Below are 12,528 nucleotides of genomic sequence, written 5' to 3' on the forward strand. Positions count from 1 at the left end.
GCGAAGCGGTTCCCGCATCGTGCCTGGTTAGGGTTGCCTCACACGGCCGCACCGCGGCACCGATGAACAGGGGACCGACATGAACCGATCCATTCGCACCGGCGCCGCACTCGCAGGAGTCGCGGGCGTCGTGGCGCTCGCGGGCTGCGGCGCCGTCACCGTGGGAGCCACCGCGGACGACGAGACCGCGACAACGGACGCGTCGAGCGGCCAGGCGACCGACTCGGGCACGGTGGCGTACGCCGACGGCACCTACACGGCCGAGGGCAGCTACCAGACTCCGGAGACGGTCGAGACGGTCAGCGTGACCGTGACGATCGAGGACGACGTGGTGACGGCGGTCGAGGTGACCGGCGACCCGCAGGCGGCCGAGAGCCGGCAGTACCAGTCCCAGTTCATCGGCGGCATCGCCGACGAGGTCGTGGGGGTCGCCCTCGATGACCTCGCCGTAGACCGCGTGGCCGGGTCGTCGCTCACGAGCGGCGGCTTCAACGCGGCGATCGAGCAGATCAAGCAGGACGCGGCGGTCTGACGTGTCCGCGTCGGCCGTGTGGCGCTTCGACGCCATCGGCACGAGCTGGGAGATCGAGTCGGCGCAGCCGCTCGACGCGCACGTGCGCGACGCGGTGACCGCGGAGGTCGAGGCGTTCGATGCGACCTGGTCGCGGTTCCGCCCCGACTCCCTCGTCTCCCGGCTCGCCCCCGCGGGCGGCGCTGCGCCGGCGCCGCCCGACGCCGGGGCGATGCTCGACGCGTGCGCGGAGCTCTCCGCGGCGACGGATGGCGCGGTGAACCCGCTCGTCGGCGGCTCGCTCGAGCAGCTGGGGTACGACGCGTCGTACAGCCTGCGTGCGGGGGAGCCCCTCCCGGCTCCGGCGGACTGGCGTGCGCGGCTGACGTGGGACGACGGCGAGCTCCGCCTGCGCGGCCCTGGCGTCGTCGACGTGGGGGCGCTCGGCAAGGGGCGCCTCGTCGATCTCGTCGCCGACCGCGTTCCGGGTGAGGGGGTCGTCGACGCGAGCGGCGACCTGCGGGTCCGCGGCCGCCGTCGCGTCGCCCTCGAGCACCCCTACGACCCGCGGCGCGCGATCGGCATCGTGACCGTCGAGGACGAGGCCCTGTGCGCGTCGGCGGCCAACCGCCGCACGTGGGGCGACGGGCTCCACCACGTCCTCGATGCGCGGACGGGTCTTCCGGTGCGCACGGTCGTCGCCACGTGGGCGATCGCCCCCACGGCGATGGTCGCCGACGCCGCCGCGACCGCGCTGTTCTTCGACGGCGGGCCCGAGTACGCGCACGCGCACGGCGTGCACTGGGTACGCGTGCTGTCGGATGGCCGCGCCGAGTGGTCCTGGGGCTCCCGCGGGGAGCGGGGAGAAGCGGAGCTGTTCACATGATCGGACGACTCACCTCGGTCTACCAGCGGGGGATGCGCGCGCTCGGGCGGTTCTCGATGTACCGGCTCGTCCTCGTCGCCCTCGCGGTGCTCGCGGCCATCGCGCTTGCCCTGTCCGTGTTCGGCCTGGTGCTGCCCTCACCGGGAGCCCTCCTGGCGACCGCCGCCGTCCTCGTCGGCGTCGGCGCCATCGTCGACGCCACCGCGCACCGCATCCTCGGGCTCGTCTGGCGGCCCGAGTCGACGCTCATCACCGCGGGCATCCTGCTCTTCGTCGTGCGCCCTGGTCTCGACGCCGCAGGCCTGGCGGGCGCGGCGATCGCCGCGGCGGCCGCGTCGCTCTCGAAGTACCTGATCGTCTGGCGCGGGCGCCACATCCTGAATCCCGCGGCGGTCGGGGCGACGGTCGCGACGCTCTCGACGCTCACGACCTCGGCGTGGTGGGTGGGCACCCCCGCGCTCTTCGCCCCGCTCCTCGTCCTCGCCGTCCTCGTGCTCTGGCGCACCGAGAAGCTCCGCGTCGTCGGCCTCTTCCTCGTCGTGGCGATGGTCGTCGGCGCCGCCCGCACGATCGTGCAGCTCCTCGCCGCCGGTCTCTCGCTTCCGCTCGAGAGCCTGCTGCAGGGCCTGGTCGTGCAGTCGCCCTTCCTCTTCCTCGGCGCGTTCATGCTGTCCGAGCCGCTCACGCTCCCGCCGCGCCGACGCCAGCAGTACCTCGTCGCGGTCGTGGTCGGCGTGCTCGCCGGCTGGCCGATTCCGCTGGGGATCATCACCCTCGGCCAGGAGCGCGCTCTCCTCATCGGCAACCTCATCGCCTTCGCCTTCGCGGCGCGCGGCGCCGTCCGTCTCACCCTCGTCCGGCGCGTCGCCCTGACGCCGACGGTCCAGGAGCTGACGCTCGCCGCCCAGCGGCGCCTGGCCTTCGTGCCGGGCCAGTACCTCGAGCTCGACGTGCCGCACCGTCGGCCCGATGCGCGCGGGACGCGCCGCGAGTTCTCGATCTCCTCTGCGCCTGAGGAGCTCCCGACCATCCGCATCGCCTTCCGCGAGAGCCGCGGGGGAGCGCTCTCCAGCTACAAGCGCGCCCTCGCGGAGGCGCGCGAGGGCGACGTGCTCGCGGTGACGGGAGTGTGGGGCGACTTCGTGCTGCCACGGTCGGCGGATGCGCCGGTGCTGATGGTCGCCGCCGGCATCGGCGTGACGCCCTTCGTGTCGCAGCTGCGGCACCTGCAGCTCTCGGGCGCGCGGCGCGATGCCGTGCTCGTGCTCGTGGCCTCCCGCGCCGACGAGCTCGCGTATCGACGCGAGCTCGAGCAGACCGGCGTCCGGACGGTCGTGTTCACCCCGGATGAGCCCGCGGGCCTGCCCGCGCACTGGGCGTGGGCAGGAGGGGAGCGGCTGACGGCGGATGGCCTGGCCGCTGCCGTCCCGGACATCGCGGCCCGTCACGCGTACGTCTCCGGCCCGCCGGCCCTGATCGCCGATCTCGCGCCCGCGCTCGGCAGGGCGCGGTCGCTCACGACCGACGCCTTCGCCGGCTACTGACGCCGAGCGGCGGCGCACCCGACGAGAGGGGCGCGCCGCCGCTCGGCCGGCTCACCGCCGGGTGATGTCGTGCACGGCGCCGTGGTCGAGGCGGAGCCGACGGCGGGCGCGGCGCGCGACGGCCGAGTCGTGCGTGACGAGGACGAGGGTCAGGCCATCGGCGTTCAGGCGCTCGAGCAGGTCCATGATCTCGTCGCGCGTGCGCTCGTCGAGGTTCCCGGTCGGCTCGTCGGCGAGCAGCACCCGGGGCCGCTTCGCGATCGCACGCGCGATCGCGACGCGCTGCTGCTGGCCGCCCGACAGCTCAGCGGGACGATGGTCGGCGCGCTCGGCCAGCCCGACCTGCGCGAGGGCCTCGGCGACGCGCGCGTCGCGCTCGTCCCTCGACAGGCGCAGCGGCTCGAGACCCATGGCGACGTTCTCCCTCGCCGTCAGGGTGGGGATGAGGTTGAACCCCTGGAAGACGAAGCCGACCTCGCCCGCGCGGAGCGCACTGAGCTCCCCGGCTGACGCCCGGCCGAGCTCGGATCCGGCGATCGAGATCGAGCCCTTCGTCGGCGTGTCGAGCGCTCCCAGCAGCTGGAGCAGCGTGGACTTGCCGCCGCCGGTCGGCCCTTGGATCGTGACGAAGTCGCCCTGCTCGATCGTGAGATCGACGTGGGCGAGCGCGCGGATCTCGCGCCCCTTCGCCCGGTAGGTCTTCTGGACGCCCTCGAGCGCATACAGCGTGGTCATGATGTTCTCCTCTGTTCCGTCCGCGCTCAGCCGACCGAGCGCAGCGCCTCGGCGGGGCTCAGGCGCGCGGCGCGCCATCCGCCGATCGCCCCGGCCACGAGGCCGCCGGCGACCGCGAGAGCCACGGCGGCGATGATGACGACGGCGTCGAGCGGCGCCGTCAGCGAGATGTCGCTCGCGGTCTCGGCCATCGCGCCGAACGGACCGCCCATGCCGCCTGCCGCACCGGGGCCAGCGGCTGCCGCAGCGGACGACGTCGAGATCGTCGGCCGCACGAGGTCGATGATCACGGCCCCGATCACGCCGAGCGCCACGCCGGCCGCGCCGCCGATGAGCCCCTGCACGACCGATTCCCCGGCGACCTGGCGCACGACGCGCGCGTTCGTCCATCCGATCGCCTTGAGCGTGCCGAACTCGCGCGTGCGGCGCGAGACGCCCGAGAGCGTGAACAGCACCGCGAGCAGCACGGCGACCGCGAGCACGATGACCGAGAGCCACGTGCCGAGGCTCGAGATGAGGCTCGAGGCGCTCGACAGCGACCCCGAGACCGTCGACGCGAGGTCGGACTGCGAGCTCACGGTCGCCTCGGGCAGCTCCTCCTCGAGGGCGGTCTGCACGGCGGCGATGTCGCCGGCCGACGCCGCCTGCACGTAGACGGTCGAGACGACGTCGCCCGCGTCCGAGAGCTCCTGCGCGATGTCGAGCGGGATGAAGACGTCGGCCGCGGTATCGGCGGAGTCGGTCGCGGACGCCGCGATCCCGACGATCTCGAAGGCCTCGCCGCCCAGCTCGACGGCGTCTCCGACCGCGAGCTCGTTGGTCGAGGCGTAGGTCGCGTCGACGACGGCGACGGCGGCACCCGCATCGGATGCCTCCAGCGCGCGCCCGTCGGACATCTCGACCGACGAGAGCGGGCCCACCGTCGACGCGGCATCGTCGACCCCCAGGACGCTGATCGAGTCGAGGTCGAAGGCGCCGCCGCCGAAGCCCCCGCCTCCGCCGCCCGGAGGCGCCTCTCCCTCCGCGGGCGCGGCCTGCGTCGCGTCCCCGGCGTCCTCCGGCGCGCTCGGCAGCTCGCCGTCGAACGTGATGTTGGTGAGCGCGAGCGCGCCCGACACGGCGGAGACGCCCTCGGTGCCGGCCGCCGTCTCGACCGCGGACGACGCGAGTGTGCTCCGGCCCATCTCGACGGCGAGGCGCGACTGGCTCACCTGCGTGGTCCCGTCCTCGGCGGTCTCGCCGTCGTCCTCGCCGAACTCGAAGCGCTGGCCGCGGCCCTCGCCGGGCTCGGCCGCCGCCCCGCTGACCGTGAGGTCGGTGCCGACGCCGTAGACCGACTCGAGGGCCGCGTTCTGGGCGTCGCGGACGCCGGCCGACAGCGCATTCACGATGATCACGAGCGCGATCGCCACCGCGAGTCCGGAGGCGACGATCATCGTCTGCCGCTTCCGGCCCGCGAGCTCTCGTCGCAGGTACGTTCCGAACATGGATCTCCCTTCGCCGCTCCCCGCGAGCGGCCAGCTGCGACCGTAGGGAGCGCGGCGATGGAGGGGGCATGAGCGGCGTATGAACGGGCTATGCGGCGCCGCGCGCACTCACAGCCCGCGCATAGCGCGTGCCATAGCAGACCCATAGGAAGCGGAGCACAATGGGTCGCATGACAACGCCCGCTCGCACTCCGTCGCCCGCCCTCACCCGTCCCGACGGCAGCCCCGTGCGCGTCCTCGTCGTCGACGACGAGCAGATGCTCACCGACCTGCTGTCGATGGCGCTGCGCATGGAGGGATGGGAGGTGCGCGCAGCGGGCAGCGGCTTCGAGGCGCTCCAGGCGGTGCGCGAGTTCGATCCCGACGCGCTCATCCTCGACGTCATGATGCCCGATCTCGACGGGATGGGCGTCCTCCAGCGGCTGCGCCAGAACGGCAACGACGTGCCCGTGCTCTTCCTCACGGCGAAGGACGCCGTGAGCGACCGGGTCGCGGGGCTGACGGCCGGCGGCGACGACTACGTGACGAAGCCGTTCAGCCTCGAGGAGGTCGTCGCGCGTCTGCGCGCCCTCATGCGCCGCTCCGGCACGGCCCTCGCGGCCGAGGTCGAGCCCATCCTGCGCGTCGCCGACCTCACGCTCAACGAGGACAGCCACGAGGTCGAGCGCGCGGGGACGCCGATCGAGCTCACGGCCACCGAGTTCGAGCTGCTGCGCTATCTCATGCGCAACCAGCGGCGCGTGCTCTCGAAGGCGCAGATCCTCGATCGGGTCTGGCACTACGACTTCGGGGGCAAGTCGAGCGTCGTCGAGCTCTACATCTCGTACCTCCGCAAGAAGATCGACGCCGGACGCGAGGCGCTCATCCACACGGTGCGCGGGGCCGGCTACATGATCAAGGCACCGCAGTGACCGATGCGCCGCGCGACGAGCTGGCCGCGCCGCCGCGCCGGCAGCTGACGTTCGAAGCGCGCCTCATGATCACGATCGTGTCGATCGTGTCGGTCATCCTCGTGATCATCACGACCCTCACGAGCGCGATCATGAGCAGCGTCCTCGACCAGCAGCTGAGCGAGCGCGTGGCCTCGGCCACGCAGGAGCTCGACCACCAGGTCGCCGAGGCGCTCGCGTCGGGGAAGACCGCCGCGGAGGCTCTCGTCGGCCCGCCGGTCGAGCGCGGACTCCTCCTCGTCGCCGAGACCGACGGCGGCATCACGGGCGCGGTCGTGGGCGAGGGGAGTGTCACGGCGCTCACCGCCGAGCAGGTGGACGACGTCGTCACGGCGATGACCGGCGAGGCGCACACGGAGACGGTCGCGGTGTCCGATCTCGGCACGTACCGCGTGCGCACGGCCGTGATCCGGCAGACCGGCCAGTCGCTCGTCATCGGCCTCCCCACCGCCGAGGTCCAGGGCACGATCGGCCGGCTCTGGACGACCATCCTCTTCGCGACGATCGGCGGGATGATCCTGCTCGGCATCGCGACGACCCTCGTCATCCGCGCGGGGCTGCGCCCCCTCCGCGCAGTCGCCGAGACCGCGACCCGCGTGGCGCAGCAGCCGCTCGACCAGGGATCCGTGTCGATCGACGAGCGCGTGCCGGCCGAGCAGGCCGACCCGCGCACGGAGATCGGGCAGGTCGGCGCCGCCCTCAACACGCTGCTCGACCATGTCGAGTCGTCGCTGCACGCACGGCAGCGGAACGAGGAGCTCATGCGCCGATTCGTCGCCGACGCGAGCCACGAGCTGCGCACGCCGCTCGCGTCGATCCGGGGCTACTCCGAGCTGTCGCTGCGCGATCCGTCGCTCAGCGAGACGTCGGAGCAGGCGCTCGAGCGCATCCAGGCGCAGTCGATCCGGATGACCTCGCTCGTCGAGGACCTGCTCCTCCTCGCGCGTCTCGACGAGGGGCACGAGATCGTGCTCGGCGCCGTCGACCTGACCCAGCTCGCGGTCGAGGCCCTCGCCGATCAGCAGGCGGCGGGGCCTGATCACGACTGGTCGGTCGAGGTGCCCGAGGAGCCCGTCGTCATCGCGGGCGACCGGGGTCGTCTCACCCAGGTCGTGGTGAACCTCCTCGCGAACGCCCGCACGCACACGCCGGAGGGGACGCACGTCGAGCTCGCGGTGCGCCTCGAGGGCGAGGGGAGCGGGACGCGCGCCGTGCTCACCGTGCACGACGACGGGCCGGGCATCGACGAGGAGCTCCAGGGCGAGCTGTTCACGCGGTTCGCGCGCGGCGATCGGTCGCGGGCGCGCAAGACCGGCGGGACCGGCCTCGGGCTCTCGATCGCCAAGGCGATCGTCGAGGCGCACCACGGCGAGATCTCCGTGCGCAGCGCGCCCGGAGACACGACGTTCGAGGTGCGCCTGCCCGCGAAGCCCGCCGAGGCCCCGCCGGCCTGACCGGCGCCGGAGACGGAGCGAGCCGACCCCCGGGCGGGGGTCGGCTCGCTGCGCCGTTTCGGCTCGCTGAGTCTTAGTGGGTGTCCTCGGCCTCGATCTCGGTGCGGTCGCCGCTCCACTGCGTGTGGAACGTGCCCTCCTTGTCGATGCGCTTGTAGGTGTGCGCGCCGAAGAAGTCGCGCTGCCCCTGCACGAGGGCGGCGGGCAGGCGCTCGGCGCGGATGCCGTCGTAGTAGGCGAGCGACGACGAGAACGCCGGCGAGGGGATGCCCGCCTGCGTCGCGGCGACGACGACCCGGCGCCACGCCGCCTGGCCGCGCGTGAGCGCCTCGGCGAAGTACGGGGCGGTCGCGAGCACCGGGAGGTCGGGCTGCTCGGCGTACGCGTCGGCGATGCGGTTGAGGAACTGGGCGCGGATGATGCAGCCGGCGCGCCAGATCTTCGACACGGCGCCGAGGTCGATCGTCCAGTTGTACTCCGCTGCGCCCGCGCGGATCTCGTCGAAGCCCTGCGAGTAGGCGATGATCTTCGACGCGAACAGGGCCTGGCGGACGTCCTCGATGAAGCCGTCGACGTCGTCGACGCGGAACTCCTCGTCGGGGCCGGGGAGCGACGCCGCCACGGCGCGCTGCTCGGGGTGCGACGACAGCGAGCGGGCGAACGTCGCCTCGGCGATGCCCGACACGGGCACGCCGAGCGCGAGAGCCGTCTGCACGGTCCAGGCGCCGGTGCCCTTCGCACCCGCCTGGTCGAGGATCACGTCGACGAGGGGCTTGCCCGTCTCGGCGTCGACCTGGCGGAGCACCTCGGCGGTGATCTCGATGAGGTACGACTCGAGCTCGCCCTTGTTCCACTCGGCGAAGACGTCGGCGATCTCGGCCGGCGTCTTGCCCGTGCCGCGGCGGATGAGGTCGTACGCCTCGGCGATGAGCTGCATGTCGGCGTACTCGATGCCGTTGTGCACCATCTTCACGAAGTGGCCGGCGCCGTCGTGTCCGACGTGCGTGACGCAGGGCTCGCCCTCGGCGACCGCCGCGATCGACTTGAGGATGGGGCCGAGCGTGACCCACGACTCGTCCGAGCCGCCGGGCATGATCGAGGGGCCCGTGAGCGCGCCCTCCTCGCCGCCCGAGATGCCCGCGCCGACGAAGTTGATGCCGGTCTCGCGGACGGCCTTCTCGCGGCGGATCGTGTCAGGGAAGTACGCGTTGCCGCCGTCGACGATGATGTCGCCCGGCTCGAACACCTCGACGAGGGAGTCGATCACGGCGTCGGTGGGACGACCGGCCTTGACCATGATGATCGCCGTGCGCGGCTTCGACAGCGAGGCCGCGAACTCCTCGTAGGAGAACGCCGGGATGAAGCCGGCCTCGGGGTGCTCGGCGACGAGCTCGTCGGTCTTCGAGCGGCTGCGGTTGTACACGGCCACCGTGTTGCCCTCGCGGCTCGCGAGGTTGCGGGCCAGGTTCGAGCCCATCACGGCGAGGCCCACGACCCCGATGTTCGCAAGGGCAGGGGTCGATGAAGCGTCAGTCACGCGCGTCTCCTTGAGGACGGGAAATGATCGTACGTAATGCAGGGTAGTGCTCCCGCGCCTCACGCGCCTCTCCGTGACGTTGTGAGTGCGCGGAGGGCGTCACTTGCGGTACGAGCTCCGGCCGAGAGCGAACATCGCGCCCGCGACGAGCACGACGAAGGTCACGGACATGCCGCCGATGACCCAGGCGATCACGTGCGAGATGGCTGCGCCGTCGATCATGGGGACTCCTTCTGCAGATGCGCGGCCCTTTCCAGGGCGCGCGCGGACGGTCGAGGACGGCGCGATGCGCCGCCCTCCATCGTAGTCGCGGGCGTCGTCGGGCCCTCCTCGATAGGCTCGGCCCATGGCGGCGCGCGCGTGGGCCCCGGACATCCTGGGGGAGGGGTTCGAGCAGCTCGAGCTGCCGCTCGCTGCCGACGGCGAAGGCGACGTCGTGGCCACCCTCGTCCGGCACCTCCCGCGGCGGCGCCGGTTCCTCGAGCGCGCGCGTCCGCTCGAGGACGTCGACGTCCTCTACGTGCACGGATGGTCGGACTACTTCTTCCAGCGCCGGCTCGCGCGCTTCTGGGCCGATCGCGGCGCGCGCTTCTTCGCGCTCGATCTCCGGAAGTACGGCAGGAGCCTCCGGCCCGGTCAGACGCCCGGGTACACGACCGACCTCGACGTCTACGACGAGGACATCGCGGCGGCGCTTGCGGCGATGCAGCCCGCGGTGGGGCGGCGCCTCGTCCTGCTCGGCCATTCCACCGGAGGCCTCACGCTCAGCCTCTGGGCCGCGCGCCATCCCGACGTCGCGAGCGCGCTCATCCTCAACAGCCCGTGGCTCGAGTTCCAGCTGAGCGGCGTGCGCACCGCGATCGCCCCCGTCGTGCAGATGCAGGCGCGCTGGCGCCCCATGGACGCGGCGCCGCAGGTCGACCTGGGCTACTACTCCCGCGCCCAGCGCGAGGCGGCCGATCCCGACGACCCGGTCGAGGTGAACCCGCTCTGGCGCCCCGAGCAGACGATGACGGTCCATGCCGGATGGCTGAGCGCTGTGCTGGCCGGGCACGCGCGGGTCGCGGCCGGCCTCGGGGTCGCCGCGCCGGTCTGCGTCCTGCTCTCCGCGCGCAGCGCTCCGCCCACGCGGTGGTCCGACGAGCTCACGCGCGTCGACTCGGTCCTCGTCGTCGACGACATCGCGCGCGCGTCGCTCCGGCTCGGCCGCAGCGTCACCGTGGAGCGCATCGAGGGGGCGCTCCATGACGTGTTCCTCTCGCGGCGCGACGCGCGCGAGGAGGCGTACGCGCGCATGGACCGCTGGGTGAGCGGGTTCGTCGCGGGCTGAGGCTGGGAATCCGCGGTTCTCCCGACCGCCGGCGTCGGGTAGCATGGACGACGACCTCGGCGAGGGGTGCCTCCGCGCGTGCGCGAGACGGGCATCCGTGATCGACGCGGTGATGCGGGCCCATGCCCTCCTCACGCGCAGCGTTCGAGCCGAGGACTTCCGACAGAACTTCATGCGGCTCCGCTCGGCCGCGTGTCCCACGAGGAGCAGACACATGGCTGACCAGAACAAGCTCGCGGCAGAGGTCCGCACCGAGTTCGGCAAGGGCTTCGCCCGCCGCCTCCGCGCCGCCGGCAAGATCCCCGCCGTCATCTACGGCCACGGCACCGAGCCCGTGCACGTCGCGCTGCCCGGTCACGAGACGGCGCTCATCGTCCGTCACGCGAACGCGCTGCTCGAGCTCGACGTCGAGGGCCGCGCCGAGCTCGCGCTCGTCAAGGACGTGCAGCGCGACCCGGTGCGCCAGGTCATCGAGCACATCGACCTCCTCGTCGTGAAGAAGGGCGAGAAGGTCGCCGTCGAGGTGCCCGTCACCACCGTCGGCGAGTCGTTCTCCGGCACGATCGTGAACCTCGAGACGGCGACCCTCAAGCTCGAGGTCGAGGCGACGCACATCCCCGAGCACGTCGAGGTCTCGGTCGAGGGCCTCGAGGACGGCACGGTCATCACGGCCGGCGACATCGCGCTCCCGCAGGGCGCCGTCCTCGCGGACGAGCCGGAGCTCCAGATCCTCTCGATCCTCACGCCGCGCGCGACGGTCGAGGACGAGGCTGCCGCCGAGGGCGAAGAGGCACCCGCCGCGGAGTGACGCGGATCTTCCACGCGAGGGGGTGCGACCTGGTCGCACCCCCTCGCGTCGTCTCCAGGAGGGAATGAGGATGGCCGAGACATGGCTGGTCATCGGGCTCGGCAATCCCGGCCCGCGGTATGAGCAGACGCGGCACAACGTCGGCCAGATGGTCGTCGACGAGCTCGCCGCGCGCCGCAGCGCGACGTTCCGGCAGCACAAGGCCAACGCGCGTGTGGCCGAGACGTGGCTGCGGCCGGGCGCGGCGAAGCTCGTGCTCGCCAAGCCGAACACCTTCATGAACGTCTCGGGCGGCCCCGCGGCGGGCCTCGCCCGGTTCTACGGGCTCGCGGCCGATCGCGTCGTGGTCGTGCACGACGAGCTGGACATCCCGTTCGACACCATCAAGCTCAAGTCCGGCGGCGGGCACGGCGGGCACAACGGCGTCCGCGATGTCGCGAAGGCGCTCGGCACCCCGGACTTCGCCCGCGTGCGGGTCGGCATCGGGCGTCCACCCGGCCGTCAGGACCCTGCGGACTGGGTGCTCGACCCGTTCGGCGCGACCGAGCGCAAGACGCTCCCGATCCTCGTGTCCGACGCGGCCGACGCCGTCGAGCGGCTCGCGGAGGACGGCCTCGTGGCCGCGCAGCAGCGCTTCCACGCCCCGCGGGCCTGATCGGCGGGGCGCGAGGTCAGAATCCGGCCTGGTCCAGGCCGGCGGCCAGCCCGATCGAGAAGCCGATCGCGGCGGACGTGGCGACGATCACGGGCGCGACCGCGGCGATGACGACGGCGGCGATCCCCGCGCCCCTGCCGCGTCGTCGTGCGATCGCGACGATGCCCTGGATCAGCGCCCACACGCCGAGCGCCGTGGCGACCCACGCGGTGATCTCGCCGGTGAGGACGGCGTCGCGCACCGGCGTGAGCAGCGACCAGTCGAACTCGGTCGCCGCCGCGAAGTCCGTGCGCCCGGCCTGCACCCCGACGAGGAAGCAGCAGACGCCGATCACGAGCGTTCCGCCGACGAGGGCCACGAGCGCGAGGAGGAGCGCGACGCGGCCGAGGGCGGCGGATGGCGCGGGCGCGGGCGCCTCGACCATGGCGGCGAAGCGCGGATCCCCCGGCTGCTGGTACGGCGCGGTCGGCGGATAGAGATAGGCGCCCGAGGGCTGCTGGCCGGGCGTGACGCCGCCGGGGGAGATCGGCGAGTGGTCGCCGGGAGCGGGCGGGTACGGCGGCTGCGGGTCGGCGCTCATGCGCCCATCCTAGGAAGGCGGGGCGCGGATGTCCGTCGTGCCCGTGTCGGA

At 72.9% G+C, this 12,528-nt stretch carries 13 protein-coding genes; 8 read left to right on the forward strand and 5 right to left on the reverse strand.

Features of this window, described 5'->3' with window-relative positions:
* Nucleotides 1-79: 79 nt before the first annotated feature.
* Genes ACWXWW_RS08095 through ACWXWW_RS08105 form a run of 3 tightly spaced genes read left to right on the forward strand, consistent with a single transcriptional unit; the run spans nt 80 to nt 2,941 of the window.
* Nucleotides 80-532 (forward strand): hypothetical protein, encoded by a 453-nt coding sequence (locus tag ACWXWW_RS08095; RefSeq protein WP_455969579.1) that lies wholly within the window; start codon nt 80-82, stop codon nt 530-532.
* A gap of 1 nt (nt 533) precedes the next feature.
* Entirely contained in the window at nt 534-1,397 is an 864-nt protein-coding gene (locus ACWXWW_RS08100) for an FAD:protein FMN transferase (protein ID WP_455969580.1), read from the forward strand.
* A complete protein-coding gene (locus ACWXWW_RS08105) occupies nt 1,394-2,941 on the forward strand; it encodes an FAD-dependent oxidoreductase (RefSeq protein WP_455969581.1) in 1,548 nt (515 codons plus the stop codon). The genes ACWXWW_RS08100 and ACWXWW_RS08105 overlap by 4 nt, the downstream gene beginning before the upstream one ends.
* A gap of 51 nt (nt 2,942-2,992) precedes the next feature.
* On the opposite strand, the gene ACWXWW_RS08110 is transcribed toward ACWXWW_RS08105, so the two are convergent.
* Complete coding sequence (locus tag ACWXWW_RS08110) at nt 2,993-3,676, reverse strand: ABC transporter ATP-binding protein (RefSeq protein ID WP_455969582.1); 684 nt, start codon at nt 3,674-3,676, stop codon at nt 2,993-2,995.
* Between the two features lie 26 nt (nt 3,677-3,702).
* The gene (locus tag ACWXWW_RS08115; RefSeq protein ID WP_455969583.1) at nt 3,703-5,163 is read right to left on the reverse strand and encodes an ABC transporter permease; all 1,461 of its coding nucleotides are present in this window, start codon (nt 5,161-5,163) and stop codon (nt 3,703-3,705) included.
* A gap of 170 nt (nt 5,164-5,333) precedes the next feature.
* Here ACWXWW_RS08115 and ACWXWW_RS08120 point away from each other — a divergent pair, with 170 nt between their 5' ends.
* Nucleotides 5,334-6,074, forward strand: coding sequence for a response regulator transcription factor (locus ACWXWW_RS08120; protein ID WP_271173807.1), 741 nt, complete (start codon nt 5,334-5,336; stop codon nt 6,072-6,074).
* A complete protein-coding gene (locus ACWXWW_RS08125; RefSeq protein ID WP_309299973.1) occupies nt 6,071-7,567 on the forward strand; it encodes a sensor histidine kinase in 1,497 nt (498 codons plus the stop codon). Before ACWXWW_RS08120 ends, ACWXWW_RS08125 begins: the two co-directional genes overlap by 4 nt.
* 73 nt (nt 7,568-7,640) lie before the next feature.
* Here ACWXWW_RS08125 and gndA read toward each other — a convergent pair whose 3' ends face one another.
* Together gndA and ACWXWW_RS08135 are read right to left on the reverse strand one after the other, a co-directional pair.
* Nucleotides 7,641-9,104 carry an NADP-dependent phosphogluconate dehydrogenase gene (gene gndA / locus ACWXWW_RS08130; protein ID WP_271173806.1) on the reverse strand — a complete coding sequence of 488 codons (1,464 nt, stop codon included), beginning with the start codon at nt 9,102-9,104 and terminating at the stop codon, nt 7,641-7,643.
* 99 nt (nt 9,105-9,203) lie between these two features.
* Nucleotides 9,204-9,326: a hypothetical protein gene (locus ACWXWW_RS08135; RefSeq protein WP_271173805.1), complete on the reverse strand. Its 123-nt coding sequence runs from the start codon at nt 9,324-9,326 to the stop codon at nt 9,204-9,206.
* 124 nt (nt 9,327-9,450) lie between these two features.
* Here ACWXWW_RS08135 and ACWXWW_RS08140 point away from each other — a divergent pair, with 124 nt between their 5' ends.
* The 3 genes from ACWXWW_RS08140 to pth all read left to right on the forward strand — a co-directional run bounded on the left by ACWXWW_RS08140 (nt 9,451) and on the right by pth (nt 11,897).
* Nucleotides 9,451-10,434, forward strand: a complete 984-nt coding sequence (locus tag ACWXWW_RS08140; RefSeq protein ID WP_455969584.1) for an alpha/beta hydrolase — start codon at nt 9,451-9,453, stop codon at nt 10,432-10,434.
* A 214-nt stretch (nt 10,435-10,648) separates the two neighbouring features.
* Nucleotides 10,649-11,242 (forward strand): 50S ribosomal protein L25/general stress protein Ctc, encoded by a 594-nt coding sequence (locus ACWXWW_RS08145; protein ID WP_271173803.1) that lies wholly within the window; start codon nt 10,649-10,651, stop codon nt 11,240-11,242.
* Nucleotides 11,243-11,312: 70 nt separating this feature from the next.
* Nucleotides 11,313-11,897, forward strand: a complete 585-nt coding sequence (gene pth, locus ACWXWW_RS08150; protein WP_271173802.1) for an aminoacyl-tRNA hydrolase — start codon at nt 11,313-11,315, stop codon at nt 11,895-11,897.
* 16 nt (nt 11,898-11,913) lie between these two features.
* Here the strand turns inward: pth and ACWXWW_RS08155 are convergent, their stop codons facing one another.
* A complete protein-coding gene (locus tag ACWXWW_RS08155; RefSeq protein ID WP_324014398.1) occupies nt 11,914-12,477 on the reverse strand; it encodes a hypothetical protein in 564 nt (187 codons plus the stop codon).
* Nucleotides 12,478-12,528 lie beyond the last annotated feature (51 nt).

The sequence above is a fragment of the Microbacterium sp. KNMS genome, from assembly GCF_053851835.1.